This is a genomic window from Roseibium sp. MMSF_3412 (assembly GCF_030733265.1).
Taxonomy (GTDB): Bacteria; Pseudomonadota; Alphaproteobacteria; order Rhizobiales; family Stappiaceae; genus Roseibium.
The window spans coordinates 224,419-244,264 of record NZ_JASHJI010000005.1; the positions used below are offsets into that span (position 1 = coordinate 224,419).

Here is a 19,846-nt window from a genome sequence, read left to right on the forward strand (position 1 = left end):
CGAATTGAACTGCGAGGACGCGCTCAATGAAACAGGCCATCAAGGCGGCTCGGGCTGCCGAGCTCATTCCGGACGGATCGACTTTGCTGATCGGCGGCTTCATGGGGGTCGGCTCCCCTCACCGGCTCATCGATGCGATCGTCGCCAGGGGAACCAAGGACCTGACGGTCGTTGCCAACGATACCGCGATGCCCGGTCGCGGCATCGGAAAGCTTGTCACGGCAGGTGCCATATCCAGGGTCGTCGCCTCTCATATCGGGCTCAATCCGGAAACCCAGCAGAAAATGATCTCAGGTGAAATCGACGTCGACCTGGTCCCACAGGGGACATTGGTGGAGCGGATCCGCGCAGCGGGTGTCGGTCTTGGCGGTATCCTGACGCCGACCGGCCTCGGTACAATGGTCGAGGAAGGCAAGCAGATCATCACCGTGAAAGGACAGGACTTCCTCCTGGAAGAACCGATCCACGCGGATTTTGCTTTGATCGCGGCGCATCAGGCCGACTACGTGGGCAATCTTGAGTATTCGCTGACCGCACACAACTTCAATCCGATCATGGCGCTTGCGGGCGAGACCGTCATCGCCGAACCGCAAACAATCGTGCCGGTCGGCGTCATCTCGCCCGACAGTGTGAAAACACCCGGTATTCTTGTGGATCATCTTCTGGAGAGACAGCCCGATGGAAGCTAAGGAAATCATCGCACGGCGCGTGGCGCAGGAGATCGAACCGGATTCCCTGGTCAATCTCGGCATTGGCCTGCCCTCCATGGTGGCCAATTACCTGCCCAAGGAAGTCAATGTGTTCTTCCAGGCTGAAAACGGCGTCATCGGTCTCGGTTCGAGGCCGCCCGAGGGCATGGAAGATCCCGATCTGACCGACGCGGGCGGCGGATTTGTGACCGCCGTTCCGGGCGCTGCGTCTATCGACAGCGCAATGAGTTTCGGCCTGATTCGGGGCGGACATCTCGACATGACGGTTCTGGGCGGGCTTCAGGTCGACGAGCGCGGCTATCTCGCCAACTGGATGGTGCCAGGAAAGATGGTTCCCGGAATGGGCGGTGCGATGGACCTCGTCGCCGGCGCGAAACATGTGATTGTCGCAATGGTCCACACCGCGAAGGGCAAACCGAAAATTCTGCACGAATGCACGCTTCCACTCACAGCCCAGCGCCGTGTCAGCCTGATCGTCACGGAGATGGCCGTCATCGAACCGACGGAAGATGGTCTGGTTCTGAAGGAGATGGGCCCCGATGTGACGATTGACGACATCATTTCGTCGACGGAAGCCAGCCTGATTGTGCGGGGCGACGTTCCGAAAATGCGCCTGTGATCAAATCCCGGCCCGGCGCCGCGCTCGTACCGGCAGTTCATCCAGCAGGTTGCCCAGCGTGTTCACGCCGTTTTCGATCTGGCGCGGCGTAGCGTCGGCAAAACCGATGATGAGACCCGGTTTCCGGGTTTCACCCTGATAGCAATTGCTCAGCGGCGAGACCGAAAAGCCGCGTTCCTGCATGGCCTGTGCAAAGGCAACATCGTCAACCGGTTCGCGAAACAGCATCGCGACCTGCACATTGCCGTTTGGCATGTCAACGTCGACCCGATTGCCCAAACGTTCCTTCAGCGTCCTGACCAGAAGCGCTCCGCGCTCTTCGTATATCTTGCGGATCAGCTTCAGGTGCTTCTGGTAGGCACCGCTATCGATGAACTGCGCCAACGCGACTTGCACCTGAACACTTGCGGCACAACCCATGTTGCGCATCAGTTGCTGCAAGGGGTGCGCAAGGTTGGAAGGCACAACGCAATAGGCCAGCCGAAGGCCGGGCAGAAGGCTTTTCGAAAACGTTCCGAGATAGATCACCTGGCCTTCCTCTGCGAGGCCATACAGCGCCGCGACGGGTCTGCCTTCAAACAGGAACTCGCTGTCATAGTCGTCTTCCAGTATGACCGCGCCTGCGGAACGCGTCGCCTCGAGCAGGGAGAGCCGCCGCCCGAGCGGCATGCGAGTGCCCAGAGGATACTGGTGCGACGGCGTCACGTAGATCAGTCGGGGCTTCGTACCGGACGACAGCAGACGGTCAACGTCCGCGCCCATGTGATCGACGGGCAGCGGATGCACGTTCAATCCGGCGACGTGAAACGCCGTTTTGGCACCGAGATAACCCGGTTCCTCCAGCCAGGCATTTTCGCCGGGCTCGGCGAGCGCCATCGACAACAGCGACAGGCTCGCCTGCATGGAACTGGTTACGAGGATCTGCTCCGGCCGGGCGCGCACACCGCGTTCCGATGCAAGGTGCCGTGCCAGCTGTTCCTTGAGAGCCGGTACACCCGAGTAATTTCTGTATTGCAGGTCCGGGCCACGTTCCATTCTGGCCGCGCGGCGCAAATGCCGCGCCCATTCCTCATAGGGGAAACAATCGAGCGCCGGAGCCCCGGGTTGAAGCGCACCATGCCGGGTTGCCCAGCCGTCGCCGCGCACATTGGCCGACATGTGCCGTCCACGGGCCGAGAGATCGGGCTGGACACCGGCATCGACCTGCTGCCCGTAGCTTCCCTCGGGCGGCAGATCCTCGCTTATCCGTGGTGCCGCGCCTGCCCTCAGCGTGATGACGCCCTCGGCCTGAAGCAACTCGTAGGCGGCATTCACGGTGTTGCGCGCAACATCGAGCGACGCCGCGAGGCGGCGGGTCGAGGGCAGTTTCGCGCCCTTCGCCAACAGACCGGTACGAACCGCGTCCCGAAACCCGCGATAGATCTGTTCCGAAAGGGGGATCGGCCCGGATCGGTCAAGCGAAAGGATACCTTCAGGAAAAACTGGTTCTGTCATTTTCCAAAAACCGGATCTTTTGAAACTCCAGTTTATCGGAGAAACCGGGCTTTACAAGATCCAACCACACCTGGAGCAAGCCATGTCCACACTGGAAAAGCGGCAAGCCGCAGACAAGCCACGCTACGCGAAAATCCGGCAGATGAGCCGGGGTGGCTATGACCGGGCGCTCGCCTATGAAATTCTCGATGCGGGCCTTGTCGCGCATTGCGGGTTTGTTCACGAAAACAGACCGATGGTGATCCCGATGGCCTATGCCAGGATCGGCGACAGTCTGTACATACACGGCGCAAGCACGACCCGCATCGTCAAGAACAACGCCAAGGGTGTCCCTGCGAGCCTGACCGTGACGCTGCTCGACGGTCTCGTTGTAGCCCGCTCTGCCTTCCACCATTCGATGAACTACCGCTGTGCGATCGTCCATGGCACCGCGCGGCTGGTCAAAGACAAGGAAGAGCAGGTTCGGGCGCTGGCCGCCATAACCGATCATATGCTTCCCGGTCGCTGGGACGAGTGCCGCGAAATGAGTGCGAAAGAGCACAAGGCGACCGGAGTGCTGATATTGGATATCGAACATGTCAGCACGAAGGTCCGTACCGGCGGTCCGGTCGACGACAAGGACGACCTCGGCACCCCCTTGTGGGCCGGCGTTGTCCCCGTGACCACGGCACTGGGTCAGCCGTTTGACGCTTATGACGTGCCCGAGGGCACCCCTGTTCCGGCCTCGATCCCGGCCGCCCGGCGCAAATTTGCCTAGACGAAAAAACCCCGCTGCGAACGCAGCGGGGTCTGGTTTTGCCCACGGGAAAGCCCGGCTTTCCCCCAATGTTCGTGACCGCCCATCACCTAGCTTGATGACATGATGCGCTTGACCTTGCTGCAGTATTTACGGCTGACCGGGTTCATGCGCTTGGCATAGTGACCGGCATTGTAACGAAGGATCGTTCCGCACAGATCGCCATTGGCTCTCTGATGCGCACCTGCCAGGTACTTCATGCCCCATTCGATATTCGTTTCCGGATCGTAGAGCGCATTGGTCGACCCGCGATAGCCGATGCCGCGCGCCGTTGCCGGCTTGATCTGCATGAGACCGACTTCACCGGCACGACCGCGTGCACGCGGGTTGAAGTTGCTTTCGACTTCAACGACAGCTTTCGCGATCTTGACCGGAACGCCATGCTTGGCAGCAGCCTTGCGGATCAGCCTGGAAAAATCGTCCTTCTTCGCCGACGCGTTTTTGGTCCGGGTGCTTTTGGCGGGCGTTTTCGATCTGGCTTGTACTGCCTTTTTGGCATTGGTCTTGGAGGGTGCCTTTGCCTTGGCCGTCGACGATTTCTTCGGGGCCGCGGTCTTGGCTTTCTTCTTCGTCGTGTCGTTATCCGTTTCGATCACGTGCAGGATAGGCTTGGAACCAGATCCGACTTCTTCGCGAGCCGCGATCTTCTCCTCGTTCTGCTTCCTCTTTTCCGGATCGATGACATGCAGGATCGGATCCGATCCGGAACTTGCAGCGATGGCGAACGGTGTCGCGGTGGATGTTGCAAAGGCGAAAAGACAAAGCGCCCCAGTGAGTTTGGTAAATGACCGTAACATGCGTCCAGCCCTTTTGGTTTTTGTTGCGGTTGAATTCGGGGCGGAGAATTGCCGGACCGTTTGGACAAAAATGAGCGCGTACAGATCACGAATTATTTCTATTTGTTTCAGAAATTTACCGCAAAACCGGCCCGAATTTGTCGGATCACACTGTTTGTGACCAAATCGGGCCCGGTTTCCGGCAATTTACCGGCGCCGAGGAGAAAGACTGTGACGGGGTGAAATTTTTTCAGTCAAAATTGCTGCAACGCAAAATCACCGGACAGTGGCCCTCCACAAGAACCGGCGAAGGCGAAAAGCGAACAAATACAACGCTTGATTTTATCCGCTGCCCAGGGTCTTTTCAAAGTCCTAGGTGGAAAACGAGGGAAGCTTTCGCAAGAGCGAAGTCAGCGTTTCGATCGTAGAGTGGTCGGCAACACCGTCGAGTTTCTCGGGGCGGAAGTGACGCTGAAACGCCATCACCGCATACCTGGTTTTGGAATCAAAGGTCCCGTTGATGTCAATATCATAGCCATAGAGCGCAAGCATGGACTGCAGCGCCTCGACGGGTTGACCTGCATCGCCTTCCTGCATCAGCAAACCGGCAACGATCGGATGCGGTTCCACGTAGAGACCGACCCCGGCCTCGGCCAGATGTTTCCACGGAAACAACTCGCCCGGATCTTCCTTGCGTTCCGGTGAAATGTCCGAGTGCGCCAGCACCATCCAGGGATGGATGTTGTGCCGGCGACAGATATCCTTCGCCAGACCGGCCACCGCATCGATCTGGATTTCCGGAAAGGCACGATAGCCGAACTCATGCCCGGGATTGACGATCTCAATGCCGATCGACCTTGAGTTCACGTCCCGCTCCCCCTTCCAGAAACTCCTGCCAGCGTGCCATGCACGCCTTGCTTCGGGAACACACTGGAGGATGGTACCGTCTTCCTGAACCAGGTAGTGCGCGGAGACTTCCGCACGCGGATCGCACAGCCGTTGCAGCGCCTCTTCAGCGCTCTGCATCCCGGTATAGTGCAGGATGAGCATGTCGATCGGGGCACCGGTCGCCCGCTCGCCGTGATTGGGTGAGGGATGCACGCGCGCCTTCACGCCGGTATCGGTTTCAACGCTCATATACCTCTTTCCGCACGTATTTTCGCCCACGCATCGTTCAGCGCCGCCAACCGGTCATTTGCAATTCTGACGAATTCCTCCGGCACACCCCGTGCCATCAGCCGGTCCGGATGGGTTTCCTGCACCTCACGGCGATAGTGCGCTTTCAGTTCCGTATCGCTTGCCTCTGGTCCGAGCCCGAGGACTTCATACGGATTGCCATCCTTGCGAACATGCCTTGCAAGAACTTTCGAGAACTCGCGTTCATCGAGACCGAACACGGATGCGACCCGGGAGAGATAGCCAACCTCGCTCTCATGGACGACGCCGTCAGCTTTGGCGATATGAAACAGCCCGTCCAGAATATCGAGAAGGGTTTTCCGGTCGTAGGGGAAGAGATCCGCCAGTTTCTTGGCATAGACTTCAAATCCTGCCACGTCTTCCTGCGCAAGATTGAAAAGTCGAGTCACGTTCCGTTCTTCTTTCGGGGGCACCTCGAACAGTTCGCGGAAGGCAATGATCTCGTCTGTCGTGACGACACCATCCGCCTTGGCCATCTTCGCGGACAGAGCAATCATAGCCACGGTGAAGCCGACGCTGCTGGTGCCTTCGGGACGGGCAAGGACAAGCTGCACAAGCCGGTCGACAACCTGTGCACCACCGGTTCCGATCGCGCTGACAATACTGCCGATGCTGCTCCAGACGCTCACCGAAAGCTCCTGATATGCTCAAATCACGAAGCGGAGACGCGCCTGCTTCGCATGGAATCAATGCTGCTCCCGAGTCTTATCGGCAGTCGCCGTCTTTGACTAGGTGATGTACTCATAAATGAGGCAGAAATGGTTTGAGGCGGCTTGCTTCTCGTCAAGGAGCGGAAGCGCAGGAAATGTGCTTCATTTTCAAGCCTTTCGCGACGCCGAGGAGGAGCAAGCCGGGCAAATCCGAAGGACATGGAAATGGCTTCACCCCGTGTCGTCAGCGTGCTTGACCGGGCAGTAAGCCCGCTCCGCACACCCTTCCTAACGGAGTTTCGCCATTTCGCATGCCATTTCAGTCTCATTTATGAGTCCATCTCCTAGGGTACGGACCCACAAACGGCCGCGTCTGGTCACGAGATTGCCTGCCTCGAATTCACTAAGGACTTTTTCCAAGGATTCATGATGGTTAAAGGTTTTCCGCTTAAATTCGGCTGATATGTGTTCGTATGACGGTACTGCGCCGGATGGCAATTCCACTCGTTAGAAGCAACATTGTCATATTTTTCGTGTCCATGACGCTGGTTCTGACGCTGGCGCTAGGCGTCTATGTGAGCAATCGGCTGCTGACCCATTGGCTGCTGGTCGGAGGTCTGGAACAGGACTACATCCATCAGAAAGCAGACATCCAGAACATTCTTGCGGCCCAAACGGTAGAAACACAAAAGCACCCTTTGCAGGAACTGCAGGGATTGCGTCCTTCGCTGACGAACGAGACCCTCGCGCAACCATCCGTATCGTCTCGGACAATCGCGCAGATTCGGAAGGTCCTGGAGCACAAATACGTTGATTCAACCATCCTGGACACGAGTCTCGTCTATCCCTCCGGGGAAGCTGCCGATCGTCCCGGATTGCCAAATTTCGCGCAAATTGACTGGCTTGCCCAAAACAAACTGACCTCTGTCAGGACGTTGAACCATGCCTGGGCAGCCTTCAATTCCGACCGTCCCCTGACAATTGTTCCGGACATGACGTGGTTCGGCGCCTTCGGTTCCAACGCAATTGTTGTCTTCAACCCCGACAAGTCCAGGGAGGCCTCCCCAAGTCTGGTCCTGCTGGTGACGCAGTCCGGTATTTTGAAAAGTCTGTCCGGCCTGATCTGGTCGATCAGCGCGGCAATTGGCGTGCTCTGCCTGATATCCTTTGCATTCGCAGCGATCCTTCTTTGGATGCGCTTTTATGACCAGGTGCGCACGAACAGCAATTTTCAATACCTCGCCCATCATGACACGTTGACCGGGTTGCCCAACAGGGCCGTGTTCAATGCCAAGCTGGCGGAGGCCCTGCGCCTTGCCCAGGCCAAGGCATCAAACGTCGGCGTGATGTTGATCGACGTCGACAAGTTCAAGGAAATCAACGACACGCACGGGCACGGCATTGGCGATGTTTTTCTGCAGGTTGTCGGGGAAAGATTGCAGACCGTCTTTCACAAGCATCTTGTCGCGCGTTTGTCGGGCGACGAGTTTGCGGTGCTGATGACGTCGGTCTCCGACCCGGCCCGAATGACACGTCTGGCCGCGGACATGATTGCGGCGACAAACGCGCCCTGCATCATCGACGGAAACGAAATCAAGCTGTCCCTTTCCATCGGGATCGCACGCGCGACCGACGGGTCCTGGCGTGTTTCGCGCCTGCTGCACTGCGCCGACCTTGCGCTTTACAACGCCAAGCACAGTGGCCGGTCGACCTTCTCCTGGTATACGCCCGGGCTTGATGCGGAGGCCCAGAAGCGCAAGGAAGTTGAGAACGGATTGGTCAAGGCCCTGAAGCTTGACCAGTTCAAGCTTCTCTACCAGCCGCAATACGCCCTGCGGGACGGCACCTTGCGCGGATATGAAGCCCTGGTGCGCTGGGAACATCCGAGCAAGGGTGAAATCAGACCCGATCTGTTTATTCCGATTGCGGAGGACTGCGGCCTTATTGATGAAATCGGCACCTGGGTGCTCAACAATGCATGCCGGGAAGCCATGCTTTGGGAAGACCTGAGCCGGCGTGTGGCGGTCAATGTTTCCGCAGCCCAGTTCGTTGCAGGCGAGACCCAGAAACGGGTCGCCCAGGCGCTTCATAGTTCCGGTCTGGATCCGAGCCGTCTTGAAATCGAAATCACGGAGAGCCTGCTCATATCGAACACGGAAGCCGTGATTGAAACGCTCAGGCAGATCCACGACATGGGCGTGTCCATTGCCATGGACGATTTCGGAACCGGGTATTCGTCGCTCAGTTACCTGAGCCTGTTTCCGTTCGACAAAATCAAGATCGACCAGACCTTTGTCCAGAATCTCGGCAAGGATCCAAGCACGGACGCGATCGTCACCTCCATCGTCGGACTGGGCCGCTCGTTGAATGTCACGATCACGGCAGAGGGCGTCGAAACCGAAGAACAGGCTGTCTTGCTGAGCGCTGCAGGCTGCGATCTGGTGCAAGGCTATATGTTCGGCAAACCGGACAGCGTGAAACGGCATGAAGCCGACTATCCGATTTTCCCGCACAACGAGGACGGCGGTTTCTGGTTCCCGCAGAAGCGTAAACAGGCCCCCGACGCACCGAAAATCACGCTTTCGCCGTCCCTGGCGCAATATGCCAAGATCTCCGACAGCCCCTCTTCCGATGAGCCGGAAACCGTCACCGGCTAGGGTACGGACCCAAAAATGAAGCCGATTTGGCGGCAGAAATGGCAAAATCTCGGGAGGAAGCGTGTGCGGAGCGGGCTTTTTTGCCCGGTCAAGCGCGGTGACGCTGCGAGGTGAGGCCATTTTGCCGTCCTTCGGATTTGGCCGTTTTGGCCATCTGCCACGTCGCGAAAGGCTTGAAAATGAACCACATTTCCTGCGCTTTCACTTCTCGCAGTTGGTCAAAACGATCCAAACCAAATTGACTTCATTTATGAGTCCGTACCCTAGGGCCGTCAGGCTGACCTGAAATCGGACCCCGTCAGGAATCCGCGGAGAGCGTTTGCGATCAGCGGACCACACCCTGGGCGGCCTGCGCCACCGTGTCGTTTGCCGCACGCTCCGCCTTGCGCTCCGAGTACCGGTCGACAAGATAGTCGGACCGGCCACGAACGAGCAGCGTGAACTTCATCAGTTCTTCCACGACATCGACAACCCGGTCATAGAGCGGGGACGGATTCATGCGGCCGTCGTCGTCAAACTCGAGATAGGCCTTGGGAACGGATGACTGGTTGGGGATCGTGACCATGCGCATCCAGCGCCCGAGCACACGCATCTGGTTGAGCGCGTTGAACGACTGCGAGCCTCCCGAGACCTGCATCAGGGCGAGGGTTTTTCCCTGCGTGGGCCGGACCGCGCCCGTGCTGAGCGGTATCCAGTCGATCTGCGTTTTCAGAATCCCCGTCATGGCGCCATGGCGCTCCGGCGAACACCAGACCTGGGCTTCCGACCAGATGCTGAGATCCCTGAGTTCCCGTACCTTGGGGTGATCGGGCTCGGCATCGTCCGGCAATGGAAGCCCGGACGGATCGAATATCCTCGTCTCCGCGCCCAATGCCTTCAGCAGCCGCTCTGCTTCCTGTGCCAGAAACCGGCTGTACGAGCGCTCCCGCAATGAGCCGTAAAGCAGCAACACGCGCACGGGATGGGTCGGCCTGTTGCCTTGTTCGAGCATTTCTTCCGAGACAGACCGAAAATTTCCGGCGCTTAGGTTGGGCAGGTCGTCGAGCCTCATTTCCGTCTCACTCATCTGCCGCCCCAGTGCCGACAACCTGGCCATCCTCCTTGGTGAAGGATCCGATATCGGTGGGCAGCAGATCCATGACCCTTTCAGACGGACGGCAGAGCCGGACACCCTTGTCACTCACAACGACAGGCCGGTTGATCAGGATCGGATGCTCCATCATGAAATCGATCAGTTGGTCGTCCGACCACTTGTCTTCTCCAAGACCAAGCTCGTCATAGGGGGTCCCTTTCTGGCGCAGGAGATCGCGCACGGAAACATCCATCTGCGAGATCAGCTCAACGAGTTTCTCCCGGCTGGGCGGCGTCTTCAGATATTCAACAATCTCTGGCTCGACCCCGGCTTCGCGGATCATGGCAAGCGTGTTTCTGGAGGTTCCGCATTTCGGGTTGTGATAGATCGTGATCGTCATCTGTCTGGTCCTATTAAAGGGATGTGGAATGCGGCGGTTTGAGGTCTTCGAGCCCGCAAATCGCGGGATTGTTCGCGCAGCAGTCTTCCATGAGAAATGCCAGTAGGCCTTTCATCTGAGCGTAGTCGACCGCATAGCGGATATGGCGGCCTTCCCGGTGCGCGGCCAGAAGTCCGGCCCGTTCGAGCGTTGTCAGGTGAAAGGACATGCGCGTCGGCTGAATATCGAGCTTTTCGGCAATCGTGCCGGACGGGAGCCCGTGTGGCCCCTCGCTAACCAGCAATCTGAATGCGGCGAGCCGGTCCTCCTGCGCAAGCGCCGCAAGCGCCGATATGGCTTCTGACTGTTTCATATTTCGATGCTACAAGAAATTTTGTAGTATACCAGCTCAAAAAACGCGTGGCAGATACTTCAAATTTACATGGCTGCTGCCGCACGTGCGGCCTGGTCGTAGTTGCCGGACACAAGCCGCAACGTCGCGGCCAAGCGGGACAACTCGCTTTCGTCGAGACCCAGCGCCTTCATCGGCTCGACCAGCAATGCCTCGCGCAGCCGCCTGTATTCAAGACAGGCGGTTTCGCCGGCTGCGGTAATTTCCGCTGTTTTCTCCTTGCCGCGGCGGCCGGACGCAATCAGCCCGGCCTTCTGGAGTTTCTTCATGGCATAGGTCACGGTGTGCGTGTCTTCGATATTCAGAACAAGGCAGATGTCGGACAACGTTTTTGCCCGCCCCCGGTGGTTGACCGTGTGAAGCACGAGGACGTCAAGAGGGCCAAGGCCCTCGGACCCGCTGGCAGCGATGCACCGCACCATCCAGCGATGGTAGGCGTTCACCATCATGGTAACGGCAAATTCGATTTCCGAGAGTGCCGGCATCGCCCCTGACGCAAGATGCGCGGCCGAGACAACCGGGCCGATTGGACTATCACTCTTGGTTCCAGACTTTCCCGACACCGTTCCGACCTCTCCCTAAGGCATAATCAGTTGCTCAGCATCGACTGCGGAAGCCAAAGAGCCAAGCCCGGGAAGGCAACAATCAGCACCACGGCAAGGATCATCAACAGGAAGAATGGCAACGCCATACGCGCGACCGAGAAAATATTCCGCCCCGTCATGCCCTGCAACACGAACAGATTGAAGCCGACCGGAGGGGTAATCTGGCTCATTTCAACGACCAGCACCAGATAGATACCGAACCAGATAAGGTCGAGCCCGGCCTGCTCCACCATGGGCAGGATCACCGACGTCGTTAGCACCACGACGGAAATACCGTCGAGGAAACAGCCCAGAACAACGAAAAACAGGGTCAGTGCGATCAGCAGTGCATAGGGTGACAGCTCCATCGCTCCAATCCAGGAAGCAAGTTCTCGCGGGATTCCCGTGTACCCCATGGCAACCGTCAGGAAAGCGGCTCCCGCCAGAATGAAGGCAATCATGCAGGACGTGCGCGTCGCGCCCATCAGCGCATCCACAAAGCTCCTGCGCGAGAGCGTTCCGGAGGCCCATGACAAAAGCAGCGACAGGGTCACGCCAATCGCGGCCGCCTCCGTGGGAGACGCCAGTCCGGCATAGATGGAGCCGATTACACCAACAATAAGACCAATGACCGGAAACAGGCGCCGCGTTGACTTCAAGCGTTCCAGGAATGGAATGGCCTCTTCCCTCGGTGGCATTTTGGAGCGGTTCAGGATGGACCAGAACGCAACATAGCCCATGAAAAGTATGCACAGCATGGCGCCCGGCAGCACGCCGGCCATGAACAGGCGGGCGATGGATTGCTCCGTCGCAGCCCCGTAGACGATCAAGATTATAGACGGCGGGATCAGGAGCCCCAGCGTTCCCGACCCGGCGAGCGTACCGATGGCGATCCGTTCATCGTAGCCGCGTTGCTTCAGCTCGGGCAAAGACATGCGACCGATCGTGGCGGTGGTTGCGGCAGATGACCCGGAAACGGCCGCGAAGATGCCGCAGCCAAGGATGTTCACGTGCAGAAGCCGGCCCGGCAGGTTGCGCATCCATGGCGACAACCCCGCAAACATGTCTTCCGACAGGCGGGAGCGGAACAGGATCTCGCCCATCCAGATGAACATCGGCAACGCCGTGAGGTCCCAGGAGTTCGCGGCCCCCCAGATGGTCGTTGCCATGACCGGCCCGGCCGGGACCGAGACCAGCGCAATCATTGCGGCCAGGGCCACACCGAGGAGAGCGACGGCAACCCAGATCCCGGTTGCCAGGGCAGCCAGCATTCCAAGACCGAGAAACAGTGCGATCAGGGAGAGGTCCATTATTCTTTCCCTTCGATCACGTCGTCCTTGACGACGGCTTCAAAACTCGGCTCGCTTCCGGCCAGGATCTGCACGAGATCGTCGAAGAGTGAGATCGAGAAGACCATCAACCCGAGTGTCATGACGATCTGCGGATAGACGAGAGGAATGGGAATGATACCGTAGGAGGTTTCGTTGTAGCTGTAGCTGTCGAACGCCAGCCAGCCGGCGTGCCAGGTGAAATAGGATGCAAGCGCGCATGCCACGGCTACGGCCCAGAGGTTCAGAAAACGTGCAAATGCGGGCGGCACGGCCTGAAGCAGGATCGAGACTCGAATGTGATCGCTGTTGCGCAGCGTTCCTGCCAGCGCCAGAAACGAGGCTCCGACCAGAAGAAACCCGGCAATTTCCGCGAGGGATGGCACCTGCAGGCCCAACGGTTCCAGGCCGAAAAGTTTCCTTGCGCCGTCGAACAGTCTTCCACACACCTGAAAGACCACAAGACTGGCGATCACCACGAGGCAGCAGGCAGCCAGAGCCGTTGACGCCTGATACAGCGAATTCAAAGCCTTACGCATCGGTTTCCCCTACCGGATAAGCAGCTTGTTATAAAAACGCCGGGCTCTTCCGGCCCGGCGCTTTTGCTGTCTTTGTTAGTTCTTGTAAGCTTCAATGACGGCCGCACCGGCTTCGCCGGCGTTGTCCTGCCATTCGGCGGCCATGGTTTCCCCGATTGCGGCAAGATCCTCGATCAGTTGCTTGCTCGGCTGAACCACCTTGATGCCGTTCTCGATCAGAACATTGGTCTTGGTTTTGGTTTCGACTTTGGAGGCTTCCCAGCCACGCTTCTCGGCGAGCTCGGCAGCTTCCAGCACCGCGGCTTTTTCTGCATCACTCAGACCATCGAATGCGCGCTTGTTGACGATTACCATGTTCTTCGGCAGCCAGGCCTGGGTGTCGTGGTAATGGGTCAGGAAGTCCCAGGCCTTGGAGTTGGCACCGGTGGACGGCGATGTGATCATTGCCTCGACACGGCCGGTGGAAAAAGCGGTCGCGATGTCCGGCACCTCAACCTGCGTCGGCACTGCACCGGCAAGCTGCGCAAGACGTTCGGTCGCCGCGTTGTAGGCGCGGAACTTGAGACCTTTCAGATCATCTCCCGCAACGACTTCCTTCTTCGCATAGATGCCCTGCGGCGGCCACGGCACGGCAAACAGCAGCTGCAGGCCCTGCTCGCCCAGCTTCTCCTCAAGGCCCGGCTTGGACGCCTGGTAGAGTTTCCATGCCTTGTCGTAGGACGGTGCCAGGAAAGGAACGGAATCCACACCGAAAACGGCATCTTCGTTGGCGAGACGTGAAACCAGAACCTCACCGATCGGTGCCAGTCCCTTGCGGACGGAATTCTTGATCTCCGGATGCTTGAACAGCGACCCGGCGGAGTGAACCGTAATCGTCAGGGAACCGTCGGTTTTCGCACTAACGTCGTCGGCGAAAGCCGCAATGTTCTGCGTGTGAAAATTACTGTCGCCGTAAGGGGTCGGCATGTCCCACTTGGTTTCGGCCGATGCCACGGCAAGCCCGGCAAGGCCGAAAACGGCAGCGGTCGCCAGACGGACACCGGCTTTGTTCAAAATACGTGAATGCAGCATGAAGTTCTCCTCTTGGAAGCCGGATCCATCCCGGCCTGATGCTGTTTCCTGTGCCTTGTTCTCGGCACCTCGGAAAAGCGCATCCGAAGCAAAGCTAGACTCAAAAAATCAAAACATCAACGTTTTATCGATAAATTATCATCGAAAAGTCAATGACAGATCGCTCTTTCTTCTTTGAAACGAATTGTCTAGCGTCGCTAATTCATTGCGGGAGAACAAAAAAGTGCTGCAGACGACCGGAGAAAGCCGCTCTACCAGGATCGCGGGCACTTTGCTTCTTGTCGTGGTGCTCGCCGCAGCGGCCGCACTAAGGCTTATTGATCTCGACCGGACGAGTATCTGGTACGACGAGGCGGTCAGCTGGAGTCAGTCGAACGGTTCCCTGCTGGCATTGTTGGAAAGCGTTGCAACCGACAATTACCCGCCGCTGCACAACATCATTTTGTGGATGACGATTCCGGTGATCGGCGACGGCGAAACAGCTCTTCGCCTGCCATCGGCCCTCCTGGGCGTGGTCGCCGTGTTGCTCACCTTTTTGGCTGGCAAGCTTCTGGCAGGACGCATCGCCGGGCTGACAGCAGCGGCCCTGCTTGCCCTTTCGCCGTTCCACATCTGGTATTCGACCGAAGCCCGCATGTACGCGCTTCAGGCGGCTTGCGGGCTGGCCTATCTGCTCGCGACACTCAAGGTGTTGAACAGAGCATCGGCATTGTGGCTCACATTGCTCGCACTCTTTGGCGCCCTTTTTCTCTATAGTCACGTTTACGCGATCCTCACCTTCGCGTCAGTCGGAACTGTCTGCGCGTTCTTCACGCTTCGGGACCTGATCTCCGGCCGGTCCGCCGGTCAGTCGAATGCCTTGCGCGCGTGCCTGGCAATGGGCATCAGCACCGTTGCCTTTCTGCCCTGGCTGTACCTTCTCACAATTCGCGCAAGCTCCGTCGCAGAGGCGGGCTTCTGGATCGCCTTTCCGGACCTTCCGTTCCTGAAGACCATGATTTTCGGGATCACCGGGTCCCTGCTTCTTTTCTGGTTGCTGCTCTTCCTGGCGTTGCTTTGCATTCTGCCGGTTAACTTTCAACACGATCCGCAAAAACCGCCCTCACCCTTTGATCCGCGTATGCTCACGATATGCATCGCCTTTACATTCGGCCCCGTGGTGCTCGCCTATCTCTACTCGCTGTTTGTTCAGCCGATCCTTTTCGATCGCTACCTCATCGCATCGTGGCCGGGCCTGCTGTTGCTGGCATCCGCAGGCGCAAATCGCGTCTCGCCCAAGGTGGTACCTGCAGCGCTGATCGCAGTCTCGCTGGTTCTCACGTTTCCCGAGCTCAGATTCACCCTCACCGAGAAAGTCAGACCGGAATGGCGCGGGATAGCCGGGGCCTATCTTTCTGAGAGGTCTGAAGATGATCGGCTCATGCTGTACAAGGGGTTCGCTGCACCCGCATTGGCATACTACCTGAGGGCACCCGGCAGCTTTATAACTGCCGAAACAGCCGAGGACATCGTGCCGTATGAGCGCGCCTCCCGGGCAGGCAATGACTGGCTGCTTGTGGTACACACCAACCCGCAAGAACTCGCAGCCGCAAGACAAGCGTTCGACTTGGAGGCAGACGAACCTTTTGCACGCACCTTTGGCTGGGGTGCCAGCGGATTGTCGCTTTTCAGGAAACCGGCGCAAGACAGAGCGGAGACCATGTCGGAAAATCACAATTAAATCACTGATCTCGATGACTTTTACATCTCAAATGCGGAATTCGGAATTTTCTCATCGACAATTTATCGATAAAATGTCAACATAAAGCCACTAACGTTCAAATCAGAACCGACCGAAGCTGAAACACCGTGAGAATTTCAGTTTGAGACACCAGAGGAAAGAAAATGACAGCGAAGTGGGACTTTTGGATCGACCGGGGCGGCACTTTCACGGATATCGTCGGCCGTTCGCCTGACGGCACTCTGCATCCCCACAAGGTGCTGTCGGAAAATCCGGAAGCCTATCGCGACGCCGCGATCCAGGGTATCCGCGAACTGCTCGGTGTGGATAGGGGCGCGCCGATACCGTCCGACCAGGTCGCGACCGTCAAGATGGGCACAACGGTGGCAACCAATGCGCTTCTGGAGCGCAAGGGGGAACGCACGGCACTTTTCATTACGGCCGGATTCCGAGATGCGCTCGAGATCGGTTACCAGGCCCGCCCGAAGATCTTTGCCAAGGAAATCATCAAGCCCGAGTTGCTCTATGAGCGTGTCCATGAAATCAAAGAGCGCGTGCGCGCAGACGGCACCGTGGAGACAGCAATTGATGAAAGCCAGGCTCGCGCTGAAATGCAGGCCGCATGGGATGCCGGCATTCGCTCCATTGCCATCGTGTTGATGCACGCCTACGCTTTCCCGTCGCACGAAAAGACGCTCAGAAAAATCGCGGAAGACATCGGGTTTCCGCAGATTTCGGTGTCTCACGAGGTCTCGCCGCTGATGAAACTGGTCGGGCGCGGCGATACCACGATCGTCGACGCCTATCTCTCGCCGATCCTGCGCCGTTATGTCGACCAGGTTCAGGCTGAACTCGGCGAAGGTCCGCGCCTCATGTTCATGCAGTCGTCCGGCGGATTGACCGCGGCGGACCTGTTCCAGGGAAAGGACGCCATCCTGTCCGGTCCGGCCGGCGGCGTCGTCGGCGCGGTCGAAACCTCCCGCATGGCCGGTTACGACAAGATCATCGGCTTTGACATGGGTGGCACCTCCACGGATGTCTGTCATTTCGAGGGTGACTACGAGCGTGCCTTTGAGACCGAAGTGGCAGGTGTGCGCATGCGCGCGCCGATGATGATGATTCACACGGTCGCTGCCGGAGGCGGGTCCATCCTGCATTATACGGACGGCCGCTTTCAGGTCGGTCCGGATTCGGCAGGAGCCAACCCGGGGCCGGCCTGTTACCGGCGCGGCGGGCCACTGACGGTCACTGACGCCAACCTGATGACGGGAAAACTCGCACCTGCGTTCTTCCCGAAAATCTTCGGCCCCAATCAGGATCAGCCGCTGGATGGGGAAACCGTCCGGGAAAAGTTCGAGACGCTTGCTACCGAAATCGGCGATGGCCGCACGGCGGAAGAGGTCGCCGACGGTTTTCTGAAGATCGCGGTCGAGAACATGGCGAACGCGATCAAGAAAATCTCGGTTCAACGCGGCTATGACGTCACCGAATACGCCCTCACCTGTTTCGGTGGAGCCGGTGGACAGACGGGATGCCGCGTTGCAGACAGCCTTGGCATGACCACCGTCATTCTGCACCCCTTCTCCGGAATTCTTTCAGCCTACGGCATGGGGCTCGCCGATATTCGCGCAGACCGGCAGAAAGCGGTCGTCAAGACACTGACGGCGGATCTGTTGCCGGAGCTTGCCGCACTCAGAGACGAGCTGGCCCGGCAGACCGAAGCCGAGCTTGAGCGGCAGGCTGTACCGGTTGAAGCCCGACGCTCAACGGCGACGGCCCATTTGCGCTACGACGGAACGGACACGCCCCTGCCCGTTCTGCTTGATGGCGTTGCTGAAATGCGGGCAGCCTTCGAAGAGGCCCACAAGAAGCAGTTCGGCTTCGCCTATGACAACAAGCCGATTGTTGTTGAAGCGCTCGAGGTGGAAACCGCCGGCGGTGGCGCCGGCCTCGTCGAACCGGACCTCAGCCTTTCATCGGACACCCCTGACGTCGCTGAAACAACACGCCTTTACTCGGAGGGCACGTGGCATGACGCAGGCATCTACAAGCGCAATGCCCTGAAACCCGGCACACGCGTTACCGGACCGGCGGTGATCATCGAACCGCACGCGACGATCGCGGTCGAGGACGGCTGGCAGGCGGAAGTCAACTCCAAGGATCACGTTATCCTGAAGCGCGTCGTCCCTCTCAAACGGGCAAGCGCCGTTGGCACCCATGCCGATCCGGTGATGCTGGAAGTGTTCAACAACCTGTTCATGTCCATCGCCGAGCAGATGGGCGTCACGCTCCAGAACACGGCCTATTCCGTCAACATCAAGGAACGGCTGGATTTCTCCTGCGCCGTTTTTGATGCAAACGGTGCCCTGGTCGCAAACGCCCCGCACATGCCGGTGCATCTCGGCTCCATGGACCGGTCGGTCGAAACGATCATCAAGCTGAACAAAGGCAAGATCAAACCCGGTGATGTCTTTGCGCTGAACGCCCCCTATAACGGCGGCACACACCTGCCCGATATCACGGTGGTATCGCCGGTCTTTGACGACGACGGCAAGGAGATCCTGTTCTGGTCCGCTTCGCGCGGTCACCATGCGGATGTCGGTGGCTCGGCGCCGGGCTCGATGACCCCGCGCGCAACCAATGTCGATGAGGAAGGCGTTCTTTTTGACAACTTCAAGATCGTCGACGAGGGGCGTTTCTGCGAAGAAGAACTGGTCGAACTTCTGACCGACCACGCCTATCCGGCGCGGAACCCGCATCAGAATGTTGCTGACCTGTCTGCCCAGATCGCTGCAAACGAGAAGGGCATCCAGGAACTGCGCAAGATGGTCGCGCATTTCGGTCTGGACGTTGTCCAGGCCTATATGGGTCACGTGCAGGACAATGCCGAGGAAAGTGTCCGCCGCGTCATCGAAGCTCTGAAGGAGTCCGAGTACGAATATCCAACCGATCAGGGATCCGTGATCAAGGTCAGGATCTCCGTCGACAAGGAAAAGCGCGAGGCGACCGTCGACTTCACGGGGACTTCCGGCATGAAGCTGAACAACTTCAATGCTCCGGAACCGGTGACCCGTGCCGCGATCCTTTACTGTTTCCGCGTGATGGTGGAAGGCGACATTCCGATGAATGCCGGCTGCCTCAAGCCGATAAATATCATCATTCCCGACGATTGCATGTTGCGCCCGTCCTACCCTGCCGCTGTTGTTGCAGGAAATGTCGAGACCTCTCAGCACGTCACGAACGCCGTTTTCGCAGCGCTTGGTGCCATGGCCAACGCACAGGGAACGATGAACAACCTGACATTCGGCAACGACACATATCAGTATTATGAAACCATCTGCTCCGGCTCTCCCGCCGGGCCCGGGTTCAACGGCACCGATGGTGTCCATACCCATATGACCAATTCACGGCTTACGGACCCTGAAGTGCTTGAATTCCGCTTCCCGGTCCTGCTTGAGGATTTTCACATCCGCAAAGGTTCCGGCGGCAAGGGAACCTGGTCTGCCGGTGACGGCACGCGGCGGACGCTGCGCTTCCTGGAAAAAATGGATTGCGCCATTCTGTCTTCGCACAGAAGCATCAGGCCCAAGGGCATGAACGGCGGCGAGGACGGGGAACTCGGAAGCACGGAAGTGCGCCGTCTAAACGGCGCGATCGAAGTGCTGGAGGGGGGTGACCAGACCGTGCTTGAACCCGGCGAAGCGGTCACGGTAATTACCCCGACCGCAGGAGGCTGGGGCCAACCCTGATCTTCCTTCATTGATGAAAGACGTTTGACAAGCCGCTCTCTTCCGGAGAGCGGCTTTCTTTTGTTTGATCAACTTAAATACCGTTATTTCTAT

The 19,846-nt window shown here is 58.4% G+C and carries 17 protein-coding genes; 6 read left to right on the forward strand and 11 right to left on the reverse strand.

Annotation, left to right across the window (positions count from 1 at the left end; all coding sequences use genetic code 11):
* The first annotated feature begins 26 nt into the window (after window positions 1-26).
* Window positions 27-689: a CoA transferase subunit A gene (locus RBB49_RS11825; RefSeq protein WP_306142990.1), complete on the forward strand. Its 663-nt coding sequence runs from the start codon at window positions 27-29 to the stop codon at window positions 687-689.
* The gene (locus RBB49_RS11830; RefSeq protein ID WP_306142991.1) at window positions 679-1,329 is read left to right on the forward strand and encodes a 3-oxoacid CoA-transferase subunit B; all 651 of its coding nucleotides are present in this window, start codon (window positions 679-681) and stop codon (window positions 1,327-1,329) included. Before RBB49_RS11825 ends, RBB49_RS11830 begins: the two co-directional genes overlap by 11 nt.
* On the opposite strand, the gene RBB49_RS11835 is transcribed toward RBB49_RS11830, so the two are convergent.
* Entirely contained in the window at window positions 1,330-2,823 is a 1,494-nt protein-coding gene (locus RBB49_RS11835; protein ID WP_306142992.1) for a PLP-dependent aminotransferase family protein, read from the reverse strand.
* 82 nt (window positions 2,824-2,905) lie between these two features.
* Between RBB49_RS11835 and RBB49_RS11840 the strand changes: the two genes are divergently transcribed.
* Window positions 2,906-3,580, forward strand: a complete 675-nt coding sequence (locus RBB49_RS11840; RefSeq protein ID WP_306142993.1) for a pyridoxamine 5'-phosphate oxidase family protein — start codon at window positions 2,906-2,908, stop codon at window positions 3,578-3,580.
* Window positions 3,581-3,669: 89 nt separating this feature from the next.
* On the opposite strand, the gene RBB49_RS11845 is transcribed toward RBB49_RS11840, so the two are convergent.
* The 3 genes from RBB49_RS11845 to RBB49_RS11855 form a co-directional block, all read right to left on the reverse strand.
* Window positions 3,670-4,224, reverse strand: coding sequence for a lytic transglycosylase domain-containing protein (locus RBB49_RS11845; RefSeq protein WP_306143118.1), 555 nt, complete (start codon window positions 4,222-4,224; stop codon window positions 3,670-3,672).
* 543 nt (window positions 4,225-4,767) lie between these two features.
* Complete coding sequence (locus tag RBB49_RS11850) at window positions 4,768-5,532, reverse strand: N-acetylmuramoyl-L-alanine amidase (protein ID WP_306142994.1); 765 nt, start codon at window positions 5,530-5,532, stop codon at window positions 4,768-4,770.
* Entirely contained in the window at window positions 5,529-6,221 is a 693-nt protein-coding gene (locus RBB49_RS11855; RefSeq protein ID WP_306142996.1) for a DnaJ family molecular chaperone, read from the reverse strand. Before RBB49_RS11855 ends, RBB49_RS11850 begins: the two co-directional genes overlap by 4 nt.
* A gap of 512 nt (window positions 6,222-6,733) precedes the next feature.
* Here RBB49_RS11855 and RBB49_RS11860 point away from each other — a divergent pair.
* Window positions 6,734-8,899 carry a bifunctional diguanylate cyclase/phosphodiesterase gene (locus tag RBB49_RS11860; RefSeq protein ID WP_306142997.1) on the forward strand — a complete coding sequence of 722 codons (2,166 nt, stop codon included), beginning with the start codon at window positions 6,734-6,736 and terminating at the stop codon, window positions 8,897-8,899.
* A 325-nt stretch (window positions 8,900-9,224) separates the two neighbouring features.
* Here the strand turns inward: RBB49_RS11860 and arsH are convergent, their stop codons facing one another.
* From arsH to RBB49_RS11895, 7 genes are all read right to left on the reverse strand, one after another.
* Window positions 9,225-9,965 carry an arsenical resistance protein ArsH gene (gene arsH, locus RBB49_RS11865; protein WP_306142998.1) on the reverse strand — a complete coding sequence of 247 codons (741 nt, stop codon included), beginning with the start codon at window positions 9,963-9,965 and terminating at the stop codon, window positions 9,225-9,227.
* Window positions 9,958-10,371: an arsenate reductase (glutaredoxin) gene (gene arsC, locus RBB49_RS11870; RefSeq protein ID WP_306142999.1), complete on the reverse strand. Its 414-nt coding sequence runs from the start codon at window positions 10,369-10,371 to the stop codon at window positions 9,958-9,960. The genes arsH and arsC overlap by 8 nt, the downstream gene beginning before the upstream one ends.
* A 13-nt stretch (window positions 10,372-10,384) precedes the next feature.
* On the reverse strand, window positions 10,385-10,723 hold the full coding sequence (locus RBB49_RS11875) for a helix-turn-helix transcriptional regulator (RefSeq protein ID WP_306143000.1): 339 nt from the start codon (window positions 10,721-10,723) through the stop codon (window positions 10,385-10,387).
* A gap of 65 nt (window positions 10,724-10,788) precedes the next feature.
* Window positions 10,789-11,247: a winged helix DNA-binding protein gene (locus tag RBB49_RS11880; RefSeq protein WP_306143119.1), complete on the reverse strand. Its 459-nt coding sequence runs from the start codon at window positions 11,245-11,247 to the stop codon at window positions 10,789-10,791.
* Window positions 11,248-11,351: 104 nt separating this feature from the next.
* Entirely contained in the window at window positions 11,352-12,656 is a 1,305-nt protein-coding gene (locus RBB49_RS11885; protein ID WP_306143001.1) for a TRAP transporter large permease, read from the reverse strand.
* The gene (locus RBB49_RS11890) at window positions 12,656-13,213 is read right to left on the reverse strand and encodes a TRAP transporter small permease (RefSeq protein ID WP_306143002.1); all 558 of its coding nucleotides are present in this window, start codon (window positions 13,211-13,213) and stop codon (window positions 12,656-12,658) included. Before RBB49_RS11890 ends, RBB49_RS11885 begins: the two co-directional genes overlap by 1 nt.
* Window positions 13,214-13,288: 75 nt before the next feature.
* Window positions 13,289-14,284, reverse strand: a complete 996-nt coding sequence (locus RBB49_RS11895; protein WP_306143003.1) for a TRAP transporter substrate-binding protein — start codon at window positions 14,282-14,284, stop codon at window positions 13,289-13,291.
* Between the two features lie 223 nt (window positions 14,285-14,507).
* Here RBB49_RS11895 and RBB49_RS11900 point away from each other — a divergent pair, with 223 nt between their 5' ends.
* Window positions 14,508-16,004 (forward strand): glycosyltransferase family 39 protein, encoded by a 1,497-nt coding sequence (locus RBB49_RS11900; protein ID WP_306143004.1) that lies wholly within the window; start codon window positions 14,508-14,510, stop codon window positions 16,002-16,004.
* 164 nt (window positions 16,005-16,168) lie between these two features.
* Window positions 16,169-19,753: a hydantoinase B/oxoprolinase family protein gene (locus tag RBB49_RS11905; RefSeq protein WP_306143006.1), complete on the forward strand. Its 3,585-nt coding sequence runs from the start codon at window positions 16,169-16,171 to the stop codon at window positions 19,751-19,753.
* The last annotated feature ends 93 nt before the right edge of the window (window positions 19,754-19,846 follow it).